Below are 23,037 nucleotides of genomic sequence, written 5' to 3'. Positions count from 1 at the left end.
TGTCCCCAAAGGGACAATTTGTCCTGAACGGGACAGCTCCTTCTCGCCGCATTATGTTAAATCACTGAAAAAATAAAGCCTTAACGTTTGGCACGGATTTCGCCAATTCAATGTTCTGAAGATACTTGTACGGACAATATTGTCCGAATCTGGACAGATGGCTTTTGCGGGAGATTATCATGTCTCAGGAAGCGGTAAAGTGCATCGTCGCGCTATAAACTAGCAAATGTCTGTATTTTAGACCGGAGATATACAAATGACCCTCCAACCAATTCTCGGCCTTGGCGTCTTCATTCTCTTTGCCTAGTTGATCAGTGAGCAGCGCCGCCGTTTTCCGCTGAGGCTGGTCATTATCGGTCTGGCTTTGCAACTGCTGCTGGCCATCCTCTTGTTTAAGGTTCCATTGTTCCAGAGCCTGTTTCTGGTGCTGAACAAAGTAGTCCTGACGCTTGAGAATGCAACGGATGCCGGTACCAGCATGGTCTTCGGCTATCTGGGTGGAGGCAGCTTACCGTTTTCAGAACCGTTTCCAGGTAGCGCTTATATCCTCGCCTTTCGCGGTTTGCCATTGGTGCTGCTGATCAGTGCCTTGTCATCCCTGCTGTTTTATTGGCGCGTGTTGCCGCGCATCGTGCAGGGATGCTCGGTTTCTGCGCCATCAATACCATCCCTTCGTTCTTCGGTTTTGATCTGCATACGCTGATGGCGAGCGGTGGTATTTCCAGCGGTTTTGACGCGGTGGAATTCATGTTGCTGGGTGCGCCACTGGTGCAGGTGGGTACTGAAGTGATGCTGCGGGGATTCGGTCTGGTGGACCGGATGCAGCAGGAGTTGCGGGAGTTCATGGGGTGGCATGGCTTTACCACTCCGGCTGATTTCATCGGTCGCTGTCGGGACAAGGCCACCAGTTTTGAGAAACTATTGAGCACCAACGATAGCCGTCCGCATCTGCTGGCAGAGCGCTGCACCAGTTGCGGCCTGTGTCACATCGCCTGCCGCGATGGTGGCTATCCGGCAATTAGTTGGAACGGTGGACTGCCTGAGATTGATCACGCAGCCTGCACCTGTTGTTCGCTCTGCAGTCATGTCTGCCCGACCGGAGCGATTTTTATGAATTTCGCTACAGAGTGAACGGTACAACACGACTAAGGAGGATATCACCATGGATAGATTCATGCAGGCCGCAATTGATGAAGCACAGCAGGGTCTTGCCGAAGGGGGTATCCCCATCGGCTCTGTGCTGGTGCATAACGGGACAATCCTGGGGCGAGGGCACAACCGGCGTGTACAAAAAGGGAGCGCGATCCTCCACGGTGAAATGGATGCCCTGGAACATGCCGGCCGCCAACCAGCTCAGGTCTATCGGGAATCGGTACTGTACACGACCTTATCGCCTTGTCCTATGTGCAGTGGCGCCATTGTGCTGTACGGCATCCCGAAAGTGGTGATTGGTGAAAATCTCACTTTTATGGGAGAAGAAGAATGGCTCAGATCCCGTGGGGTCAATCTGGAAGTTCTTGAGGATCAACACTGTATCCGGATGATGACCGATTTTATAGCCGAACGGCCAGATTTATGGAATGAGGATATCGGGATCTGAACAGGGGTGAGGCTTGGGCAGACATCATCCTTTATGTCAAAGGAGGGAACGATGTCGAGTTGGACCATGGGCGTATTTCCCTCAATTTTAACTTCTCCCCTGAAGAATTCTCCCTCGCTGCCGTTAATCAGCAGGTCAAAAAGTGGGCCTTTAAGCAGACGAACAACAATAAATCCTCTGCCGCCCGGTTGCTGAAGGCCTCCCGCAAGCTGTTTTATTGATTCTGACCTCGCTCCAAGCCTCTGCCAATTGTCCCCATTTGGACAGCATGTCCCCTGCGGGACATTTCTCTTTTGTTTAATTCAGCTAACCTACTGAAATCACACCTTCGACATATCTGGCATAGATTTCGCTCTATCTATGTGCGCTAGCCAATTATCGGACAATGGTGTCCGGATTTGGACAAGCCCGTATTGCAGGAGGGTGACATGTCCCAAGAAGCGGTAGAACGCGTATTAGGAAGGCTTTTAACCGATGAGCGATTTCGTGGTTCAGCTAAAGAGTCACTGGAGTTGGCTTGTATGCAGCAAGGTTATGTGCTGACCACAACCGAACTGAGCCTCCTGTCCGGCCTGAAATTACAGGCCATCAACGAGGTTGCAGCACAACTGAATCCCGGTCTCTGTCGAGCATAGCTCGCGCCAAAATAAACTTAAATTGCAACAAAAGGAGATCAACATGTCAGACAAGGATCTAACAAAGAGCATTGAATCACCATTCAACGTCAAGGTGACACGCCGCGACTTCATCAAAGCTTCCGCCGGAACCGTCGCATGTGTTTCGCTAAGTTCGATGTTTTTTGGCTGTGGCAGCAGTAGTGGTAGCGCAAGCGTGGTCGCCAACTATCCGATTGACTCAACGGTGGTCAAAACCGACGAGCGAATGATTTCGTTCTCCTATCCTTCTGATTTGGGCGAAAGCCCCAATGGTGGTGAAGCACTCAAGATGGAGGAACTACGTCAGATTCAAGATTATGACAAACTGGGATACGGTCAGTGGAAATACCTGGATCGGCCGCTCCCGATCGTGGAGCGGATAGATATCATGCCGGATGATTACGATCCAGAATTAGTCGACAAGGAGGCAAAGCTGCTCAATTTCTTTGCCATGACCGACATCCATTTGACCGACAAGGAAGCACCGAACCAGTTTATTGATTTGCAGAGATCAAATTCGGCATCCAGCAGCAACACTTCCATCTATTCAGGGGTCATGCTCTACACCCCGCAGACCTTTGATGCCGCCATTCAGACGGCAAACGCCCTGCACCAGCAAGATCCTTTTGATTTCTTTATCTCATTGGGTGATGTCAGTAACACCGGCATGTACAACGAAGTCAGGTGGTACATCGACATTATTGACGGTAAAGTCATTATCCCCAGTTCCGGCGCCCATTTCGGGGACGACACTGTTGATTTTCAAAAGCCGTTCAAAGCCGCAGGTCTTGACAAGAGCATCCCCTTCTACCAGACCCTCGGCAACCACGATCATTTCTTGATCGGTTCGTTCCCGGTTCATGAGAATGGCCTTGCCGAAACGTTCACCAGCGATACGGTCTGGTCAGCACCGAATGAACTGTTGATTCCTGATCTCGCCACCTTTCCGAACCTGATAAATATCAACAACATCCATAATCAGACCTATCAACACTACTATCAGGGGGTTATTGATGGCACATCTCCCTTTGGCAATGTAATAAACTTTGGCGAAGTGGAAGATTTCAGTTATCCACCACAGATTGTGGCCGATCCTGACCGGCGTTTTTTAGGCAGAGTCGATTGGATTCAGGAATTCTTGACCACCACCACCTCCAGTCCCAAGGGGCATGGGTTCAACCTGGTTGCATCCAACTCTAATTTCTATCTGGTTCCCGATGCTGAAAAGGCCGGTTTTGCCTGCTACAGTTTTTTACCCAAGTCAGACGTGCCGCTTAAAGTCATCGTGCTGGATGATACCCAGCGCGAAGACGATGGTTCTTACAATATTCATGGCCACGGTTTCCTGGACGCAACACGCTGGGCCTGGTTACAGGCAGAGTTGGCGGATGGTCAGGAGAATGATCAACTCATGATCATTGCCTGCCATATCCCCATCGCCGTTTCCGGTATCGGTACTGAACTGGAATGGTGGCTTTCTGATGAAGATCCCAATGCCAGGATCGACAATGCCTGTACGATCACTGAATTGGTTACGAAGCTTCAGGACACACCCAACCTGCTGATGTGGATTGCCGGGCATCGTCACTTTAATACCATCAAGGCATTTGTCTCGCCTGACGCAAATCAGCCTGAAAAAGGATTCTGGCAGGTTGAAACCTCCTCCTTGCGTGACTTCCCGCAGCAGTTCCGCACCTTTGAAATCTTTATGAACAGTGACTACAGCATTTCAATCGAAGCGGTGAATGTTGATATTGCGGTGAAAGAGGGTACCCCTGCGGCCACTTCACGGAAATATGCTATTGCCACCCAGCAGATAATCCGCAATGATCTGAAACCAAACTTCAAGAACTATCAAACATACTATGGCAGGGATTTGGGCCCCGCAGACCCGACCCGACCACGTGACGGGGACCCGCTTAATCCAGACTCAGGCACAACCGACCCATCCATCCAGCATGTTGATCTTCAAGACATTCCCTACCATGCCTCCTACAATGCCCGACTGTTCAAACAGCTGAGTCCGGCCATGAAGGCGAAAATGCAGGCGCTGTTCCCCACGCTGTAAATGGCGCGCCGGCAGTATGTACGAGATTGCCAGTACCCTGTAACTCGAAGGATTTCTTAAGATTGCGCAGAAATTTTGTGTGCCGGCAAGGCATGATGTTCGCAGCCTAGCCATAGTTAAACAGCGGACATCACAACGCAGCTGGCGCGCAAAATAACCAGCAAGATGAGAAAGATTATGGGTTACAGGGTACTAGGGAGAATCGGATCTTTATCCTCGTTGGCTGTGGCAGCAAGGCGGGAGCGACTTTGACGGGAAAATCACATCAGCCATTTCCACTCAGACAGGCTAATTGTTTGACTTTGCGGTAATTTTTTCTATTTAGGCAAGGCTTGATTTGCCTAGAGTTATCGACTGCTATCTGTCTTAAATGTTTTCCTCAGATATACAGGTATTAAAACGATATAGTCACAGATTTTCTCTCGCAATTATCTACTTATACTGGTCAAAAAACTTCCGCGCTTCCCAAGTGCATAACGGTGCCTCGTATGAACTATGGTAGTTTTTGTAATAGGTTGCCGGGTCGTTCGTCAGCACATCGCCATGAAGTGCCTCGATCGTAGAATTCACATCCACCAGCGACACATTGTCCCCACCACGACTACGAAAATCGTCATAGGCTGCTTGCGCATGGAGACTGAACCTGACAACCGGGTCAGCCGAACCACTACAGAGTTTTGTCGGAGCTATGGGATCCCAGCCAAGCAAATCCTGCTTTTTTGCGGCTATCGTCGTGCCATTGTCCGGGTTAGTGGCAAGGTCCTCCAGATAATCGGCTTTAAAGATTTCATCCCTGGCTTCGGCAGGCACAGTTGCAACTGCAGGGAGTTGAGTCAAATCGGCTGGATAGTGCACGACTGGGAAAAGCTCTTCGATAAAGCCGTCGTAGGGGACATTAAAGACATCAGACGCCGTGTCGTACACATCTCCATAAACTTTTTGCCAGGCGGTAATCTGGAACGGCACAAAATACTGTACGCCAAGGATCGGATTTTCAACACCGTCAATCAGCGACTGCGATACCTGATACGCCCCGGCGAGATGGGCTGCTGCAACCAGATTAAATTCATCCGCATAGTCGCGCTCAATTGCGCGGTGTGTTGCCATGGCGGCATGACCACCCTGAGAATAACCGCTGAGCATGACCTTGCCGTTTAATGTCAAGCCGAGTGATGGCGCAGCATTTCGCGCTGCCCGAATCGAATCGATTACGGTGCTTGCTTCCGTGTCCGCATGCGTATAGGGGTGATAGGGATAGCTGGAAAGTGCATACCCGAGATAATCGGTTGCAACTACTGCGTACCCCTGTGAGGCAAAAAAAGTCATCAGGAGCATGGCTGTAGGATCGGAAAGATCCATGGCATTGGTGCGGGCTTTTTCGAGGTTGGTGGCCCGAGCAAAGGCGACCAGCGGCAAGGGCCCCTGACAGGCGGGATCGGTTCCGTTGGGAACAAAAAGCGCGGCCGAGGCATTGCTCATTTCTCCCGGTTGTGCACCGGGGGTCTGGTAGTTGATTTGTAAAACCCTGACATCACAAATGGCCGGGCCGGTCAAAACCTGCAAGCCATTTTCCGACGTTACCGAATCAAGCTGAGAAATGCTTTGCGTGCTTTTTTCAATCGGCTCCTCAACCAGATCCCCGCGAGAGGACAGGCTGTTATTGTTTCCTCCGCAGGAAGCCAACAACAGCCCTGCCAGAGTGGTCAATGCTATTTTATGGAAATTCATGTTTGGCCTCCTGTACCTTCTGTAGATTTTCATCTTCGCGCAAAGGCGGTCAATCGGGTCGCAAAGTCATTTGAGCTGGTAAAGGATCATGATGCTGACTACCCAACGGGAGTTTGACTTGTCACTCTTCGCCTTCGGCAATCTTCAGCGCAAGCTTTCGTGCCTCCTGCATGACAACCTCTTCGTCCAGCGTAAGGAGCTTCCTGTCCTGCATGACAACGTTGCCGTCAATAATCACTGTTTCCACATCTGCCCCGTTGGTTGCATACACCAGCTGCGAATAGACATTGTAGAGCGGTATCAGATGCGGACTGTTCAGGTCGATAATGATCAGGTCGGCGCGTTTGCCCGTTTCCAGCGAGCCAATCAGGTTATCCAGTCCCAACACTTGAGCGCCGCCAATGGTCGCCGCCTTGACTGTTTCACGGGCAGACATGGCTGTAGGTTCAAGCCGCGACACCTTTTGCAACAAAGTAGCGGTATTCATCTCCTTGAACATGCTCAGATTGTTATTGCTGGCCGCGCCATCGGTCCCGAGACCCACAGCAACACCGGCGTTGAACATTTCCTGTATGGGAGCGACACCGCTGGCGAGTTTCATGTTGCTCACAGCGCAATGCGCCACACCGATCTTCTTTTTTGCCATCAGCATGATTTCACTGGAGGTCGGATAGACGGCATGAGCTGCGATCACCGTCCCACCGAAAAAGCCAAGGCTGTCAAGATACTCAAAAGGAGGCATACCATATTGCTTTGTTATGTCGCTGACCTCCTTTTGAGTTTCAGAAACATGAATCGTGAGCGGCAACCCCAGGTCATCGGCAAGCTTTTTTGCCGATTTCAGGGTCTCAGAAGAGCAGGTGTATGGCGAATGCGGCGCGACTGAAATTGTAATCAGTGGATCGTTTTTCCATTTGGCCGCCAACTCTTTGATGGTCGCAAAGCTCTCTGCGGGGCTTTGGCTGTCAGCAGTCGGAAAATCGATGATCGCCTCGCCGACAACCGCCCTGACGCCGGCTTTGTTGGCCGCCATGGCCAGCTCATCCGCGTAAAAATACATATCACTGAATGTGGTTGTTCCGGAGCGAACCATCTCAGCGAGTGCCAGATTTGCACCACTACGCACCGATTCAGCGGTAATAAATTTTGCCTCGGCCGGCCAGATATGCTTTGTCAGCCAGGCATCCAGCGGCAGGTCGTCAGCCAGCCCCCGGAAGAGGGTCATGGCCGCATGGGTGTGGGTATTCACCAGGCCGGGCATCACCAGTTTTCCGGCGGCATTGATGCTGCGAATCGCGTTATAGCGCTTTTTCAGGATCGTCGACGGACCCACTGCCACGATTTCACCATGGTCAATAACCACGCTGCCATCCTCGACAATGGTCATTCCGGCATCCATGGTCACAATCAGGGCATGGTCAATCTTGAGATCCACCTGGTTTGTCGAGCCGAAGCTCACACTTTGAATGCACAGGAGCAATAAAACGCCCAAAGCCGCGGACATAAAGTTCAGCCTTTTGTGACTCTGCATCTTCTGTCGACCAAATTTGATCATCAGATCACCATGAGTTCGTTTAATTTTTTCCTGTTGTTTTGGCAGCATAAAGCCGGCTTTAATTTGCTGAGCGACTGGAGATACTTGACTCCGAAGTAAATACCGTGATTATTGCCATCGGTTCCGCTGTAGGTGACAATCCCCCAGACATCCTCCTTGGTGAAGCCATACTTCGGCGCAAAGAAATCGATAACCTCATTTTCAAACTGATGTGTATTCAGAGCAATAAGACTGGCCGCTCTTGGATTGCCGACATTGTTCATTGCCACATCGGCAAGCCCGGAATCGGCATACCAGCGATAGAATTCCTCTAGTTCGACATTTTCGTTTACAGGAAAGCCGATCATGTTGCTTTTCTCGGCAATAATATTCTTGGCAAAGGCGTCCAGGCGAGCCATATCGATTTCGCCAGCAAAGCCAGGTAAAGATGTTGTGAACAAAATCAGAATTGAAATCAGAAACTTTTTCATGTGCAATACCCTTCGTTAATTTATGTGCTGCGGTGCGACCCGCCTCGGCCGTGGTTCCCCGGTGCGGGCGCTCGACGGTTTGTTCGTCAGGGGGTGCCGACCATAAGTTCCGTCCAGGTGCTTCGCCCCTCGGGGTCGTAGTCGGCCTCGGGAGGCAGGGAGGACGAGGTGACGACCATTTCCAGGGGCACGATCCCACCGTCCCTGGGTGCGGTGTAGAACATCTGCACGGTCTGGCCTATGCCGTTGAGGAGCATCGGAACGCTGCGCTGCCCCACGACGCCCTTGTCATCGAGGAGCGTGACATCGACGCCGACGAGCCCGTCGGCGTCGACGCCGTCCGCGTCGTCGAAGAGCACCTCCACCTGGACCACGGCCGCCTGGCCCGGCCAAAGGGAGGTCGTCTCCTCGCCCAGTGAACCGTCGGATAGCAGGGGACGCACTGACAGGGAGCCGGTGACCAGTTGGAGGCTCTTCAGCGTGCCCGACGTGATCTCAGCGACGGAGTGGGAATCGGCCACCCTGGCCATCACGGCGGACTTGGGAGTCGCCGGGGTCTGGATTGCCACCGGAACGTTGCCCGCGTCATTGGCCGTGTTGAGGTTGCCGCCCGTGGTCGAGAGGACCACATGGAGGTAGCCGGTGCTCACCCCGCTCGGGGTCGTAAAGTCGATCTCCACGTCCTGCCAGTTGTCATCAGACGCCTGGTACCCGTCGGCCGAGTTCCCCTTGTGACGACCGGGGATCGAGACAATGGGGTTCAGGATCGCCATGGGGAGCACCGTGGCCTTGGAGACGTCGGGCTGACCGCTGGTGGCCTCGTACAGGAAGGTGACCGTCACCGGGCCCGTCGGGACGAAGCTGTAGTTGTAGACCCGCAAGTTTGCCCGGACAACCTGGTTGGCAGGCAGGACGCGGTCCTTGATCCCGAGGAACCGGAGGCCCCGGACGCGGCCAGTGAGGTCGGGGACGCCCGCGGGCTTCGTCCACTGCTTGCTGCTCGGGTCGTACTTGTACTGCCGGGGAAGATTCAGCGCCGGGTCGGCCGCCTTGTCGTAGGGCGAGGCCGGGCCCCAGAGGCTCGAGTTCTGGTTGTACAGCTGGCTCACGGCGTAGGCGACAGAGACGTTGCCGGTGTCGCTGGTGTAGACGGCGGCGTCGGCGTAGAACTCCTGCTCCCAGTAGGCCCTCCCCGAAGGGCTCTCGTAGTCCCGCGTGCCGGGCCACGAGGCCTTCACCTGACTGAGCGTGCTGTGGTCAGTCGTGGTGATCGAGTCATTTGCCGTAGAGTACTCGTTGTCGTACTCGACGCTCGTCTCGATATCCACCACGTGGAAGTCGAGCTGAGGCGTGACGTTGACGTAGCTCGAGATGGTGTGCTTCGTGGACTTGAGGTCTTCCTTCTTCTCCTCGTCTTCGATCGTGAAGCTCCACGTCGACTCGTCGGGGTTGCCGATGAGTGTGCCCATGCTCCGGGCCAGGACGAGGCCGTTGATGTCCTTCCACGGGTCATCGATGGTCTTTGAGTCCCCTCCCAGGGGGTAGTCGCGGGTGCCCTCTAGCGTGCGAGGGTAAGAGAAGAGGTTCAGGCCGTTGTGCCAGGGCTCGTACCAGTCGACAGCCGTCCCCGGCGTCGGCGACAGGGATACGTCGGCGTCTATGGGAAGGATGTACTGCAGGAAGGCCTGAGAGCCGTCGTCGGTGATCGCCTGGGAGGCAGGGAAGAGGACGGGGTAGCGGTAGACCTTGTGCGTGGTCTTCCGGTATTGGATCTGGTCGTCGGCCTCGGCCGTGAAGTCGACATCGACGTGAATCGTCTCACCGATCTTGGAATCGTGCTTCGTCGCCTGCTCGCTGGCGTACTTGCCTCCTGCCTCGAAGAGCGGTGGCAGGATCTTAAACGGGTTCCCCTTGCGGATGGCAAAGTCGGTCGCTACGCTCCACTGGCCCGAGCTGATGTGGGTCGTGGCCGTCGAGTGGGAGTCCGACGTCTCGCTCGCGAGCGACGTTGAGTACTCGCCGAGGAGCGAGAATGCGTCCATGATATGGGGCGCACCCTCATACGTGATCTCGTCCCAGTGCTTGGGCGGAGCTTGGATGATGAACAGCGGCTCGATGTTGTTCGTGACGGTGTAGCTGTAGGGCTGGCCCAGGACCATGCTCTCGTGGTCCAGGTCCGCTGCGACGAGGGAGGGGACGACATTGCCGGCCTTAGCTGCGTCAAACCGGCGCCCAATACCGAGCAGTTGCAGCCCTTCCGTCGCGTCCCACTGGAAGACGCCCCAATAGAGGCTCGCATTGTGGTCCGCGTAGTAGGGACCCGCAGGAGGTGCTAGGGTGACGAGGCCGATCTGCTTTCTCAGCTCTAGAGGTTTGGAGGGAGCAGGCGGATCGGGGTAGACGAAGCGCCCGGTGTCCATGGAAAAGCGGGGATATGTGTAGTTAAGCGTCCAGCCGCCGACGACGTCGTCCAGGCGATACGTCTTCTTCGTTCCCGCGCCGTGGAGGACGGCAGACCGTTCCCCCGAGACCTCGTCGACGGTGACCGGCCACTTGTGGACGGCGATCTGCACGATCTTCAGGGTGTCCCACACATAGACGGCGCCGGGCGGAGTCCGTTGATTCGTGGAGATCCAGACCAACTCTCCGATGCCGTCGCCGTCGAGGTCGGCGATCGAGGCCTCGATGCCTGGGGCACTCGATTGGGTCTCCGTGGCGTTGAAGTACTCGCCGACTTGTACCCCCTCCACGAGTTTTTCGAGATCCTTCGTCTGCGGATTGTACTTGTAGACGTCGAGGTAGACCTTGCCGTTGCAGTGAAGCACGGCCAACTCGTCGACGCCGTCGCCGTCGAGATCTCCCATGGCCACGGCCACGCTGTCGTTCTGGATCTTCCAAGCGCCGACTTCGCTGCCCATGCCCTTCCAGGCAAACTTCGCTCGGCTTCCGTCATAAGCGATGGTCAGAATCTTCAGAACGTTGTTGTGTGAGTACCAGCCGGTAGTTCCGTTCACTTGGGTATAGTAGAGGGCCACCTCGGGAAGGCCGTCGTTGTCCAGGTCGCCGACGGCGGTGCGCACGCTATTCGGTGGCAGGTGGTTCGTGAGGCCGCCGACTACGTCGCCTCCGGTGGTGAAGGCGCACGTCGCGTCGACCCAGAAGCTGACCGTCTTCGTCGTGTCCAGGCTGGCGTCGTAGAGGGACTTACCGTCGACGAAGACGGCCGCCACCTTCATGTTCTTGTAATCGTGTTCGTGTTTTCCTTCCCAGGTGGTCGGGTTGGTGAGATAGGTCACCAGGTAGTCAGTGTAGCCGTCGCCGTTCCAGTCCCAGGCCACCATGTCGTGGGCCACGTTCATGTCCGTGGAGGGAGAATCACGATAGATGGAGCCGTCGGCGTTGAAGTTGTACTTGTAATAGGGCCTCGGCACATCTAGCCGCATTCGGCGGAACTTTTGCGTCGTCTCGGTCGTCTCGCCCCGCCCCGTGAGTTCGAGCCACAAACCCGTCGCGGTCCCGTCGGTGTTGGTCTTGGTCAGGTAGGAGGAGCAGATGACGCCTGTGGGCACCTGGCTGTAGGTCTTGGTTCCCATGAACGGCTGGTCTAGGGTGTAGCTCTGGAGCACGTTGCCCGCCGCCTGGGCCAGGGAGAAGACGCGGCTCTCGCTGTCGCCGCCCCTGACGCCCAGATCCCCCGGCTTGGTCACCAGTGTGCCCGCGTCGGCGTATGCCGAGAGATCGCTCTCCAAGGCGACGCCCTGGGCCCGGAAGGTGAGGATGTTCCCGGTCGGCTCCATGTAGGAGACGATCGCCCGGTGTTTCGGGCTGAGGGGGGCTTTCCAGTACACGATCGGCCCGTCGTCCTTCTGGGGCTGGACCGTGACAAGCGGCGGGAGGGAGTCGGGCACACTATCGCCACCGTCGTCGCCACAACCGCCGAGGAAAAGGGGAATTGCTATCAGAGAGATACCAAACCAACGGGACAATCGCATCGCTACCTCCGGTTCTAAGCGCTTCGGTTCAACTACGTGATGCTCTTCTCGGCAAACGCTGACCGGCCCGACGAAAACCGGGATCGAGCCTGCGGGGAAGCTCGGTCACGCGCTGCAGTTCCAAGCCGAACAACAGTTGCAATCCACCAACTTGAGAACGTATCTTCCTAGAGTCTGCTCTACCGCTTGCTGTGACATAACAAACTCCTGACCCGTGGTTTACTTGTCCGAAACTGGACAGCTGCAACTTCAACAAAAAAAACATTAAAGCATACTGCTTAAAGTGTACCAATTTTTTATCATCAGTTATTTCGGTAAGTTACAAAAACGCGCTTCAAGAGAGTTGTCCAAATCGAGACAATGTGTGCCTGTGGGGACAATCTAGGTGGTGGTGGTGGTGGGAGAAAAGCTGGTGGACTGTTTCTGTTTCAACCGGAGAAGCTTTCACCTCTCCGGCAAGAGACAACAAGCCCATTCCGTTGTAGGAAGGGCGCATTGATTGGAATTGATCCTAGGAGGCTGTCGGACTTTGAAAGAATCTACTGCGAAACCGGAAAATCGGACCATATTCCCGCAAATTTTCGACAAATGATAGTTATGCGCGAATTATAGCAAATTCAAAACGTCGCCCATAGTAAATCAAGGGGTTGCGCTAATTGTTTTTCAACAACCTGTTAGATATTTGATCGGCGGCGAATACTGACCCGAATTTTTTCTGTGCACCGATTTTTTTTAGTGGAGTTAAGCCGTACTTTCAACTTACACATTATGCTGATGGTGGCAGAGCTGTCCGATATGTCACCATTTTAAGCACACAAACGACCCCAACCGGAATTCCCGAGTTGGGGTTTTCCTGGAAGTTGTTCTGAATCGCTATCCTGCTTAGCCTTAGGGTTTATAGAACGGTCAGGACAGCCAACTTGTAGCTACCCGGGCACTACTCCTAAACCCGCAGCCCGGTCTTAACGTGCTTTATTTTCCGTTTTCTGAGACGACCCCTTATAGTGGTTATTTGAATTGGCACGGCGTCATAACATCGCAGAGATTTCCACAAGATTCAAATCTTGGCAAACCAACCCCGGATAAATCCTGGGAACGCACAACCATAGGCCCTCGGTTTCTCAGTCAAACAGCATGTTTTCAAACACGAAAAGAGGGCCATTTTCATCCTCCGATGAAGTGGCCCTGAGTAGGCCAATCCATCGATATCATTACGACAATCCCGATGCAGCTCACACGCATCGGCAAACCGCGTCGACAACTGAGCGCCAGACGACGACTTTTGGCAACCCTCCTTGAGGAGGGCTGCATCTTTGCTGTGCGCGGGGAAAGTCGCTTGTTTTGAGCCCAGGTTGTGTATTCCTGTCGGTTGGGTAAGCTTGGAAGGTGTGGAGTCCCCTGGTTTGGCCGCCACGATCGAACGGGAAAGCCATAAGGGGCTGGCCGCATTGCAGACAGTGGCAACGTGTTTCGCCATGACCCGTGGAAGCTGAACTGAGGTCGTCACCATGATCGTTACGCGAAATTTTCAACGGCCTCGGAGGTCGCTCCTGCAAAATCTCGCTCTGCGGTTTGTCTTCAGCGTTCTTATCTTCGGGTTCCAGATCAGTTCCGCTCTTGCCCAACAGAAACCGGCTCAGGAGGAGAGATCCGCGGCCCCTATCGGGGAGAGCACAGCGGTCGCCGAGCGGATCGAGGTTCAACCGGTCTCCAGCGACCAGGCGATCGACAGGCGTCTGACCAGAATATTTGAAGCGACCGGCTGGTTCTCTGATGTCAGCGTGCAGGTCCAAGAAGGGGTGGCATTTCTCGACGGACGCACCGACTCGGCGGACCATCGAGTCTGGGCCGGGGAGTTGGCCAGAAAGACCAGCGACGTGGTGGCGGTGGTTAATCGTATTCAGGTGACGGAAAGTTCCCCCTGGGATTTTTCCCCTGCCGTCAATGAGCTGCAGTTCCTCTGGATGTGGACCTTGCAGAGGCTGCCGCGCCTCGTGATCGGGTTGCTGGTGATGTTCGTGGCTGGAAGCCTCGCCTGGTTAGCGGCGCACGGTGCGAGGAGGACTCTTGGGCAGCAGATGAATCCTCTGCTACGTGATGTGGTTGCGCGGGTTCTGAGCATATTTATTCTTTTGATTGGGGTGTATCTGGTACTCCAGGTGGTTGGCCTCTCACGCCTTGCCGCCACGGTCCTCGGCGGTACGGGACTCATCGGTCTGGTGGTCGGGATCGCCTTTCGCGATATTCTGGAGAACTATCTGTCCAGCATTTTGATCAGCATCCGTAATCCTTTCCGTATCGGCGATCTGGTGGAGATTGGCGGACACATCGGCGTCGTGCAACTGGTAACAACCCGCGGTACGGTGCTGATGAATCTGGACGGCAACCATGTCCAGATCCCCAACTCGATGGTCTACAAAAACATTATCCGCAACTTCACAGCCAATCCCAATCGCCGCGAGAGCTTCGAGGTCGGGATCGGCTTTGAGAACAGGCTGTCAATTGCCCAGGAGGTTGTCAGGGACGTTCTCAGTGGACACCCCGCAGTGCTCAAGGATCCGGAGGCCCTGGTTCTGGTCGATAGGCTTGGTGCGGCCACCGTGAACCTGAAAATTACTTTCTGGTATGACGGCTCGGCCTACAACGGACCCAAGGTCAAGTCCTCGCTGATTCGCATGGTGAAACGGGTGCTTCAGGACCAGGGAATTTCGATGCCCGACGAGGCCAGAGAGATCCTTTTCCCCGAAGGGGTATCGGTTCGCATGCTGGAGGCGCTGCCACCCAAGCACCAGAACGAGTTGCCTAAAGAGACTGTCTCGCCCGTCGGTACCGAGGTGGTCGCCACCGGAGCTGAAGGGAGCCTGGTCAGTGAAGACGAGCAGCTTCGGGAACAGGGCCGCAAATCCAGAATCCCGGAGGAGGGTGAAAACCTATTTGTCGACAATCCAGCACAATGATTGTTATGACCCGGACTGCAGTGAAAACCTGTCCTCCAACCGGCGCACGCTGAAAGCTATCCTGGCCGTTAGAGCGCAGCGTGTACGATTCGAAACGGGGGCGTTGACGGTTTGGTCGCCGACAGATTGCGTCAAAGACTGATCGGCTGCCTCGTGGAGGGCTCCATTTGCGCGCCGATTTTGATTGGCTCGCCACCATTTATGACCGCCTCCTCGGGCCTCCCGATCCGGACCGATGGAGAGATCTGCTCAAAGGGCCCTGTGGCGGGTACCTGCTCAATGCGGGCGGCGGGACGGGCTGGCGGTGCGGGTGGTTGTGGATAAACAGGGATCACCCGCGCAACGCCAATTCCTTTTTCTCCAGCACCAGCATGCGGTCGCGCAGTTCGGCGGCGCGCTCGAATTCGAGGGCGGCGGCCGCGGTGAGCATGTCTTTTTTGAGGCGCGCGATGTCTTTGCGCAGCTGCTCGGGGGAGCGGTATTCGGTTTCTTCCTCGGCGGCCAGAGGCAAATCCACATAATCGCCCCGTTCGGCGATGTCCTCGAGAATCGAGCGCAGGGATTTCTTCACCGATTCGGGCGTGATGCCGTGCTCGGCGTTGTAGGCGAGCTGGGCTTCGCGGCGGCGGCCGGTTTCGTCGATGCAGGCCTGCATGGAGCGGGTGATACGGTCGGCGTACATGATGACGTGGCCGTCGACGTTGCGCGCGGCGCGCCCGCAGGTCTGGATGAGCGAGCGCTCGGAGCGCAGAAAACCCTCCTTGTCTGCATCGAGAATCGCCACCAGGGCCACCTCGGGGATATCCAGGCCCTCGCGCAGCAGATTGATGCCGATGAGCACGTCGAACACCCCCTTGCGCAGATCGCGCAAGATTTCCATGCGCTCCACGGTTTTGATGTCCGAATGCAGGTAGCGCACGCGCAGGCCCAGTTCTTCGAGATAACCGGTCAGATCCTCGGACATGCGCTTGGTCAGGGTGGTGACCAGCACCCGATAGCCTTGAGCGATAGTGGCGCGCAATTCGTGGATAAGATCGTCCACCTGGTTCTGCGCCGGGCGCACTTCGATAGGTGGATCGACCAGGCCGGTGGGGCGCACGATCTGCTCAACGATGACACCCTGGGCTTTTTGCAATTCAAAATTGCCGGGAGTGGCCGAGACGTAAACGGTCTGGAACTGGCGCGCCTCGAATTCTTCGAAGGTCAGAGGCCGGTTATCGAGAGCCGCCGGCAGGCGGAAACCATAGTCCACCAGGGTCTGCTTGCGCGAGCGGTCGCCGCGATACATGCCGCCCACCTGGGAAACGGTGACGTGGCTCTCATCGATGAACAGCAGACCGTCGTCGGGAAAGTAATCAAGCAGGGTCGCCGGTGCCGATCCCGGCGCGCGGTTTTCCATATAGCGCGAATAATTTTCGATGCCCTGGCAGTAGCCCATCTCTTCCATCATCTCGATATCAAAGAGGGTGCGCTGTTCGAGGCGCTGCGCTTCCACCAGACGGTTGGTGGCGCGCAATTCCGTGAGCCGCAGACGCAGATCTTCCTGAATCTCCTTGATGGCACGCTCCAGGGTCGGCTGGGTGGCTACGTAATGGCTGGCCGGAAACACATAGACGCGCGGCAGCTTGTCGATAATCTTGCCGCGCAAGGGGTCAATCTCGGCGATTTCCTCGATCTCGTCGCCGAAGAAGGTCACGCGCAAGGCACGCGCCTCTTCGTAGGCGGGAAAAATTTCCACCACATCGCCGCGCACGCGAAAGGTGCCGCGATGAAAATCGATGTCGTTGCGCTGGAACTGGATCTCCACCAGACGACGCAGCAACGCGTTGCGATCAAGTTCGAGCCCCACCGCCAGCTCGATGAGCATACCGTTGTAGGCCTCAGGCGAACCCAAGCCATAGATGCACGACACCGAGGCGACAATGAGCACGTCGCGCCGGGTGAGCAGGGAACGGGTGGCGCTGTGGCGCAGTTTGTCAATTTCTTCGTTGATCGCCGAATCCTTCTCGATGAAGGTATCGGTGGTGGGGATATAAGCCTCGGGCTGATAGTAATCGTAGTAACTGACGAAATATTCGACGGCGTTGTTGGGAAACAGTTCCTTGAATTCGCCGTAGAGTTGGGCGGCCAGGGTCTTGTTGGGTGCCAGCACCAGGGTCGGGCGATTCAAGGCCGCTGCAACGTTGGCCATGGTGAAGGTTTTTCCCGAGCCGGTCACGCCGAGCAATACCTGATGATGGTCACCGCGGTTCACCCCTTCGACCAGTTCGGCAATGGCTTGGGGCTGATCGCCGCGCGGCTGGTAAGAGGTTACGAGTTCGAAGCGAGCCATGGATTTTATTCCGGGGAAAGGGCTTAAAAAAGCCATTGTAGCGTAAACAGAAACGGGGCGCCGAAGAAAAATCCCCGGCGCCCCGCTCTCATTCTTTAACCCTGTGTGAACCGCTCTTACAGAACGACGGTTTCCTGATGCTCGCCGAACACCGCACGCAGGGTGTCGGAGATTTCGCCGAGGCTGGCATAGACCTTGACCGCGTCAAGAATGAAGGGCATGAGGTTGTCGCTGCCCTGGGCAGCGATTTTCAGCGCAGCAAGCTTCTGTTCCACCGCGCCATTGTCGCGCTTGGCCTTTAGCGCTGCCAGGGACTTCTTCTGCGCGATTTCAACTTCGGGCTTGACCTTGAGCAGGTCCTTGGGCGGCACACCCTTAACGGTAAAGCGGTTGACGCCGACGATCACCTGATCGCTGGTCTCTACAGCCTTCTGATAGGCATAAGCCGAATCCTGAATTTCCTTCTGTTGGAAACCGCGGCTGATGGCCTCGGCTGCACCACCGAGATCGTCGATGCGGCGGATATAATCGGACGCCTGCTCTTCGATCTGGTCGGTGAGGCTCTCCACCATATAGGAGCCCGCCAGCGGATCAATGGAATCAGCGGCGCCTGATTCGTAGGCGATGACCTGCTGGGTGCGCAGGGCGATACGCACCGACTCCTCGGTGGGTAGCGCCAGGGCCTCGTCACGGCTGTTGGTGTGCAGGGACTGGGTGCCGCCCAGCACCGCCGCCAGGGCCTGAATGGTCACGCGCATGATGTTGTTGTCGGGTTGCTGAGCGGTCAGGGTGCAACCGGCGGTCTGGGTGTGGAAGCGCAGCATCCAGCTACGCGGATTTTTCGCACCGAAGCGCTCTTTCATGATTTTCGCCCACAGGCGTCGCGCGGCGCGGAACTTGGCGACCTCTTCGAGCAGATTGTTGTGGGCGTTGAAGAAAAAGGCCAGGCGCGGCGCGAAATCATCCACATCGAGACCCGCTTTGACCGCCGCTTCGACATAGGCGATGCCGTCGGCCAGGGTGAAGGCCACTTCCTGCACGGCGCTCGACCCCGCTTCGCGGATATGGTAGCCGGAAATGGAGATGGTGTTCCACTTGGGCACCTGGTCTTTGCAGAAGGCGAAGATGTCGGTGATGATGCGCATGGACTCGCGCGGCGGGTAGATGTAGGTGCCGCGCGCCATGTATTCCTTTAGGATGTCGTTCTGAATGGTGCCCATGACCTGCTGCGAAGTATACCCTTGCTTCTCGGCGACGGCGATGTACATGGCCAGTAGCACCGCGGCGGTGGCGTTGATGGTCATGGAAGTGGAAACTTTGTCGAGGGGAATCTGATCGAAGAGAATTTCCATGTCGGCCAGCGAATCGATGGCCACCCCGACCTTGCCCACTTCCCCATCAGCCATGGCGCTGTCTGAATCGTAGCCCATCTGAGTGGGCAGGTCGAAGGCCACCGACAGGCCGGTCTGGCCCTGTTCGAGCAGGTAGCGGTAGCGCTCGTTGGATTCCTTGGCGGTGCCGAAGCCCGCGTACTGGCGCATGGTCCAGAAACGGCCGCGGTACATGGTCGGCTGCACGCCACGGGTGAAGGGATATTCGCCGGGGAAGCCGAGCTTCTCGGCGTAGGCGGAATCCTCGCCCTCGGGCACGTAGAGGCGTTCGACTTCGATGTCCGAGGTAGTATTGAAGGTCGGTTTGCGCTCGGGGTTCTTGGCAACCACCTTGGCGATGGTCTGTTCTTGCCAGCGCTTTTTTTCGTCCTGAATGCTCATGGCTTGCTCCTTGCCGACAAGGGCGAAGTTGTGCGCCCCTGCAATAATTAAAGAAACATCAGCGGGTCACCACGGCCAGAACGCGTAGACCGCTGTCGTCATATGCGAGCAGGCGATGCTTGGCGTCCGAATCAAAATAGACCGCGTCGCCCTCTTCCAGGAAAATGCGCTCCTCTTCGAGGATAAGTTCCGCCTTACCCTCAAGGATGAGCAAAAACTCCTCGCCCTCGTGGCTGTAAAGGGTTTCCTCCTGGGCACGCTCGGAGACGCTCAGCAGAAAAGGCTCCATCTTCTTGTTGCGCTTGCGAAAGGACAGCGCCTCGTAGGTGTAGCCGTGACCCGTTCCGGATTTGGAGATGACGCGCGACACCACCCGCCGCTCATTATGACGCACCACCTCGTATTTGCTTTCGGCCTCTTCCTCATCGAAAAACATGCCAATTTTCACATCGAAAAATTTGGCGATCTTGGACAGGGTCGCGATGGGCGGCGAAACATTGTTGTTCTCGATCTGCGAAATCAGCGCAGGCGAAAAACCGGTCTCGCTCGCCACCTGCTGCAGGGTGAGCTTGCGCGCCTTGCGCAACTTCTTGATTTTTTCTCCGATATTATAATCCATAGGCATATGCGAAAGGATAAAACCTTTTTTGATTTTTGCTTCTATATAGTCAAAATGGTAAAAATTGTCAACCGCAACTTTTAATAAAGATAAAAAAGATTTATCAAAAATAAATCGGCAAATCAATTCTTTTTGAGCCCCGCCCTCATGAATCGCGAAACGGGGGCCTGGTTGACTTGACCGGCCAAATCCTCTATCTTCATCACTTGGGCACAGGCCCTCTATTCCCCTCTGCCGGTGTTTGTTGCCGGCCCGTAGGATCTTCATGGACAACACGCAGCTTTCGGCACGCCCTTTCGAGTACCCCCTCGGCTTTCAACCCTGGCGCGACGATCTGACCGGTCGCCCACAGCCGCAGGGCGAAGGCTACACCTACGAATTGCTTGAAAATTCGCGTGACGCTTACCGCTTTCACGCCGTCATGAGTGCCGCGCGTATCGCCGAGCTGTTTCGTGAATTCTCACGCTTTCTCGGTGGTGAAGCTTTTTTCATTCTGGAATTCTACGAGGAACAGGTGGGGGTCAATCGACCTGCAGACAGCGACGAGCGCCCCTTGCCGACCATCTACTATTCACCCTACCTGCCCCTCGACGAACTTTTTTCCACCATCGACCCCTATCTGCAACGCCTCATCCACGACGGCTTCGTCGGCTTCGGCCTTGCCAACAATCGCGAAGGCATGGAGTTGTTCTATTCGGAAGAAAAGGTTCTGACCTGTTTCACCGGCAATCACATCCGCATCATGGATCTGTTCGCGCGCTTTGGCCTGAGGCATGATCAGGAGCTTTTGTTTCCCACCGATTTCGGCCACGATCATGTCTCACTGCTCTGGCATCCCCGGCAGAGCCTGCCGGATGAATTGCGCCCTCTTGCCGGCCCCGACCTCGACTACATCAATTTTTGTCGCGATTTGACTGAAATTCTCGATATGTATCCGGTGGAGGAAAGTCTCTCCTTTTTTCTTTCGAAGCGCGATCAGGACATCATCGAAGACATTCTGGCCGGCCATCCCGAATACTCGGAATTTGCCGAAGATGATTTTGGCAACCTGCTGTTCGACTGGAACGATTTCGTTCTTGAGTGCGAAGCGGGCTTTACTGGAGATCTCTGGGAATATCGGCAAGGGCTGACTCTGCGCGATGTCATTCAATATGTGCTGGACGCGGCACCCGAAACGCAACGCGATAAAATTCTCGACATCATTATTGAAACCGACCAACGTTTTCAGAAAATTCTCATCGATTGCCGCAAGCGCATCGACCAACCAACCGAGAACCCACGGGGGGCGCAGGAAAGTTTCTGGTACCACGGCGTCGTACACAATCCCGGCGCCGAGTTACGCCGCGACCTGATTCGCACCGGTTGGTACCAAAGCTGAGAGGTTCCTGACCCACGCTTTGCCCAAGACAATCCTTTTTTAAAACCCCCGACCCGAAACTAGCTTTGGCATGATTGCTCTGATCGCCGCCACGCCTCTGGAAAGTATCCTTCTTAGCGAACCTCTGACGGCTTCCGTCTTGCCCGGAGGATTTTGCCTGTTCACGGGGCATTTGGGGGAACGTTCAGTAAGTCTGGTTCTCAGCGGTGTCGGCAAGGCCAATGCCGCCGCCGCCACGGCTCTGCTCCTGGCGCAATCGCGGCCCGAGGTGGTTATTTCTTTTGGTTGCGGCGGCGCATTTCCCGGATTCGGCCTTGGCAACGGCGACCTGACTCTGGCCACGGCCGAGCACTACGGCGACGAGGGCGTGGACACGCCTCTCGGCTTTGAGGGCATGCGCGCCCTTGGTTTCGCCCTGGTTCAGCGACCGGAGCAAAATTTTCATGATATTCTGCCGGTCAGCGATACCTGGCTGGAGAAAGCCCGCGCGTCCCTCACGAACACCGCTGTCCGCCGCGGCTGCGCTTGGCGCGAAGGCATTTTCGCCACGGTCTCAACCTGTTCGGGCAGCGACCGACACAGCGCTGCCGTCGCACAGCGCACCGGCGCGCTGTGCGAAACCATGGAAGGAGCCGCGGTGGCGCAGATGTGTGCCGCCTTCAACGTTCCCTTTCTCGGGATTCGCGGCATCTCCAATCTCACTGGAAACCGCGATCGCACCGCCTGGAATTTGCCCCTCGCCGTCACCGCCGCCCAAGAGGCGGTACTCGATCTGCTGCGCAGCCTGCCGCCGGAGGAATCTGCCCCATGAGCCGTTCCTTGAGCCTCGGCTATTCGCCCTGCCCTAATGACACTTTCATCTTCTACGCCCTGGTTCACGGCCGGGTCAGCCTGCCCGGCATCGCCGTCGAGGAACGCCTGGAAGACGTGGAGACCCTCAACCAACTGGCTCGCGCCGGCCTGCTGCATCTGACCAAAATCAGCTACCACGCCCTGGGCCATCTGCGCGAAGGCTATGCCCTGCTGCGTGCCGGAGGCGCTTTGGGACGCGGCTGTGGCCCCCTGGTGGTGGCACGCTCTGCCCTTGACATGGGCCACTTGCAAGGTAAAACGATCGCAATTCCCGGCCGCCTCACTACCGCCAATCTGCTGCTGCAACTTCATGGCTCCGGCTATGACAACCTGGTGATCATGCCCTTTGACCGGATTATGGCGGCGGTGGCCGAAGGCCGGGTCGACGCCGGGGTGATCATCCACGAATCGCGCTTTACTTATGCCGATCACGGCTTGACCGCCATTGAGGACCTGGGCGCCTGGTGGGAGCGTGAAACCGGCCTGCCGATTCCCTTGGGCGGCATTCTTGCGCGCCGCGACCTGGGCAGCGATCTCATCCGCCAAGTCGACAGCAGCGTTCGCCGCAGCCTGGAATATGCCTATGCCCACCCTCAGGAACCGCGCGACTATATCCGCCGGCACGCCCAGGAGTTGGCCGACAAGGTCATTGACAGCCACATCGGCCTTTATGTGAACGATTTCTCCCTTGACCTAGGAAAAGAAGGCGAGGAGGCGGTGCGCGAACTTCTTAGCCGCGCCGAACACCGCGGCCTCATCCCCCCCTGCTCATTACCCCTGTTTGCCTGATAACAGCATTTCAAATACTGAAAATCGGTTTGTGCAAAATTTTTCCCATTTTATCTGCCCAGTCAAAAATAATTTTTGTTTTTTTTCTTTTAGTTTCCATAAACACTGATCTACGGCTGTATACCGGCAAATAGCTGAATATTCTTTAGCCTTGGAAACAGGATCAAGCATTTTTTAAACAAGATTATAAACAGAAGAACGCGCGACAGGCCCAACATGTTGTTTTACAAAGGCTTTTCCTGATTTTTCCACTTGCAGGACCGGAAGGT

The 23,037-nt window shown here is 55.7% G+C and carries 17 protein-coding genes; 10 read left to right on the top strand and 7 right to left on the bottom strand.

Translation table 11 applies throughout. The features are described from left to right. Positions 1-307 precede the first annotated feature (307 nt). From GFER_RS03315 to GFER_RS03300, 6 genes are all read left to right on the top strand, one after another. Positions 308-703, top strand: coding sequence for a Na+ dependent nucleoside transporter N-terminal domain-containing protein (locus tag GFER_RS03315; protein WP_040096030.1), 396 nt, complete (start codon positions 308-310; stop codon positions 701-703). Further along, entirely contained in the window at positions 640-1,131 is a 492-nt protein-coding gene (locus GFER_RS03310; RefSeq protein WP_082047801.1) for a 4Fe-4S dicluster-binding protein, read from the top strand. Before GFER_RS03315 ends, GFER_RS03310 begins: the two co-directional genes overlap by 64 nt. Positions 1,132-1,162: 31 nt before the next feature. After that, positions 1,163-1,600 (top strand): nucleoside deaminase, encoded by a 438-nt coding sequence (locus tag GFER_RS03305; protein ID WP_040096027.1) that lies wholly within the window; start codon positions 1,163-1,165, stop codon positions 1,598-1,600. Positions 1,601-1,659: 59 nt separating this feature from the next. After that, the gene (locus GFER_RS18860; protein ID WP_153304547.1) at positions 1,660-1,821 is read left to right on the top strand and encodes a hypothetical protein; all 162 of its coding nucleotides are present in this window, start codon (positions 1,660-1,662) and stop codon (positions 1,819-1,821) included. 207 nt (positions 1,822-2,028) lie between these two features. Then, positions 2,029-2,235, top strand: a complete 207-nt coding sequence (locus tag GFER_RS18550; RefSeq protein ID WP_074669492.1) for an Os1348 family NHLP clan protein — start codon at positions 2,029-2,031, stop codon at positions 2,233-2,235. A gap of 43 nt (positions 2,236-2,278) precedes the next feature. Beyond that, a complete protein-coding gene (locus GFER_RS03300; RefSeq protein WP_040096024.1) occupies positions 2,279-4,324 on the top strand; it encodes a TIGR03768 family metallophosphoesterase in 2,046 nt (681 codons plus the stop codon). Positions 4,325-4,756: 432 nt separating this feature from the next. Here the strand turns inward: GFER_RS03300 and GFER_RS03295 are convergent, their stop codons facing one another. The 4 genes from GFER_RS03295 to GFER_RS03280 all read right to left on the bottom strand — a co-directional run bounded on the left by GFER_RS03295 (position 4,757) and on the right by GFER_RS03280 (position 11,985). Then, a complete protein-coding gene (locus tag GFER_RS03295; protein WP_040096021.1) occupies positions 4,757-6,052 on the bottom strand; it encodes a lipase family protein in 1,296 nt (431 codons plus the stop codon). Positions 6,053-6,173: 121 nt separating this feature from the next. Further along, on the bottom strand, positions 6,174-7,607 hold the full coding sequence (locus tag GFER_RS03290) for an amidohydrolase (protein ID WP_052445905.1): 1,434 nt from the start codon (positions 7,605-7,607) through the stop codon (positions 6,174-6,176). Then, a complete protein-coding gene (locus GFER_RS03285) occupies positions 7,607-8,077 on the bottom strand; it encodes a PLP-dependent aminotransferase family protein (protein WP_040096018.1) in 471 nt (156 codons plus the stop codon). The genes GFER_RS03290 and GFER_RS03285 overlap by 1 nt, the downstream gene beginning before the upstream one ends. An 86-nt stretch (positions 8,078-8,163) precedes the next feature. Next, positions 8,164-11,985, bottom strand: a complete 3,822-nt coding sequence (locus tag GFER_RS03280) for an FG-GAP repeat domain-containing protein (RefSeq protein ID WP_139172023.1) — start codon at positions 11,983-11,985, stop codon at positions 8,164-8,166. Positions 11,986-13,577: 1,592 nt separating this feature from the next. Between GFER_RS03280 and GFER_RS03275 the strand changes: the two genes are divergently transcribed. Next, entirely contained in the window at positions 13,578-15,026 is a 1,449-nt protein-coding gene (locus GFER_RS03275; protein WP_052445904.1) for a mechanosensitive ion channel family protein, read from the top strand. Positions 15,027-15,357: 331 nt separating this feature from the next. On the opposite strand, the gene uvrB is transcribed toward GFER_RS03275, so the two are convergent. From uvrB to GFER_RS03260, 3 genes are all read right to left on the bottom strand, one after another. Continuing rightward, positions 15,358-17,358, bottom strand: a complete 2,001-nt coding sequence (gene uvrB / locus GFER_RS03270) for an excinuclease ABC subunit UvrB (protein WP_040096013.1) — start codon at positions 17,356-17,358, stop codon at positions 15,358-15,360. A 116-nt stretch (positions 17,359-17,474) separates the two neighbouring features. Then, entirely contained in the window at positions 17,475-19,130 is a 1,656-nt protein-coding gene (locus GFER_RS03265) for an acyl-CoA mutase large subunit family protein (protein ID WP_040096011.1), read from the bottom strand. Between the two features lie 58 nt (positions 19,131-19,188). Next, complete coding sequence (locus GFER_RS03260; RefSeq protein ID WP_040097321.1) at positions 19,189-19,755, bottom strand: helix-turn-helix domain-containing protein; 567 nt, start codon at positions 19,753-19,755, stop codon at positions 19,189-19,191. A gap of 259 nt (positions 19,756-20,014) precedes the next feature. On the opposite strand from GFER_RS03260, the gene GFER_RS03255 reads away from it, so the two are divergent. The 3 genes from GFER_RS03255 to GFER_RS03245 all read left to right on the top strand — a co-directional run bounded on the left by GFER_RS03255 (position 20,015) and on the right by GFER_RS03245 (position 22,768). Continuing rightward, the gene (locus GFER_RS03255) at positions 20,015-21,127 is read left to right on the top strand and encodes a hypothetical protein (protein ID WP_040096009.1); all 1,113 of its coding nucleotides are present in this window, start codon (positions 20,015-20,017) and stop codon (positions 21,125-21,127) included. A gap of 70 nt (positions 21,128-21,197) precedes the next feature. Then, complete coding sequence (gene mqnB, locus GFER_RS03250) at positions 21,198-21,938, top strand: futalosine hydrolase (RefSeq protein ID WP_052445903.1); 741 nt, start codon at positions 21,198-21,200, stop codon at positions 21,936-21,938. Further along, complete coding sequence (locus GFER_RS03245; RefSeq protein ID WP_040096008.1) at positions 21,935-22,768, top strand: menaquinone biosynthesis family protein; 834 nt, start codon at positions 21,935-21,937, stop codon at positions 22,766-22,768. Before mqnB ends, GFER_RS03245 begins: the two co-directional genes overlap by 4 nt. Positions 22,769-23,037: the final 269 nt, after the last annotated feature.

The organism is Geoalkalibacter ferrihydriticus DSM 17813 (assembly GCF_000820505.1).
Lineage (GTDB): Bacteria > Desulfobacterota > Desulfuromonadia > Desulfuromonadales > Geoalkalibacteraceae > Geoalkalibacter > Geoalkalibacter ferrihydriticus.
The sequence above is the reverse complement of the archived record's forward strand: the minus strand, read 5'-3'. Positions and strand labels throughout refer to the sequence as shown.

Excerpts from the sequence above, each read along its gene's own strand:
- GFER_RS03310 (WP_082047801.1), top strand. The coding sequence starts at position 640 with ATGCTCGGTTTCTGCGCCATCAATACCATCCCTTCGTTCTTCGGTTTT.
- GFER_RS03305 (WP_040096027.1), top strand. The coding sequence starts at position 1,163 with ATGGATAGATTCATGCAGGCCGCAATTGATGAAGCACAGCAGGGTCTT.
- GFER_RS18550 (WP_074669492.1), top strand. The coding sequence starts at position 2,029 with ATGTCCCAAGAAGCGGTAGAACGCGTATTAGGAAGGCTTTTAACCGAT.
- GFER_RS03300 (WP_040096024.1), top strand. The coding sequence starts at position 2,279 with ATGTCAGACAAGGATCTAACAAAGAGCATTGAATCACCATTCAACGTC.
- GFER_RS03295 (WP_040096021.1), bottom strand. The coding sequence starts at position 6,052 with ATGAATTTCCATAAAATAGCATTGACCACTCTGGCAGGGCTGTTGTTG.
- GFER_RS03290 (WP_052445905.1), bottom strand. The coding sequence starts at position 7,607 with ATGATCAAATTTGGTCGACAGAAGATGCAGAGTCACAAAAGGCTGAAC.
- GFER_RS03285 (WP_040096018.1), bottom strand. The coding sequence starts at position 8,077 with ATGAAAAAGTTTCTGATTTCAATTCTGATTTTGTTCACAACATCTTTA.
- GFER_RS03275 (WP_052445904.1), top strand. The coding sequence starts at position 13,578 with ATGATCGTTACGCGAAATTTTCAACGGCCTCGGAGGTCGCTCCTGCAA.
- uvrB (WP_040096013.1), bottom strand. The coding sequence starts at position 17,358 with ATGGCTCGCTTCGAACTCGTAACCTCTTACCAGCCGCGCGGCGATCAG.
- GFER_RS03265 (WP_040096011.1), bottom strand. The coding sequence starts at position 19,130 with ATGAGCATTCAGGACGAAAAAAAGCGCTGGCAAGAACAGACCATCGCC.
- GFER_RS03260 (WP_040097321.1), bottom strand. The coding sequence starts at position 19,755 with ATGCCTATGGATTATAATATCGGAGAAAAAATCAAGAAGTTGCGCAAG.
- GFER_RS03255 (WP_040096009.1), top strand. The coding sequence starts at position 20,015 with ATGGACAACACGCAGCTTTCGGCACGCCCTTTCGAGTACCCCCTCGGC.
- mqnB (WP_052445903.1), top strand. The coding sequence starts at position 21,198 with ATGATTGCTCTGATCGCCGCCACGCCTCTGGAAAGTATCCTTCTTAGC.
- GFER_RS03245 (WP_040096008.1), top strand. The coding sequence starts at position 21,935 with ATGAGCCGTTCCTTGAGCCTCGGCTATTCGCCCTGCCCTAATGACACT.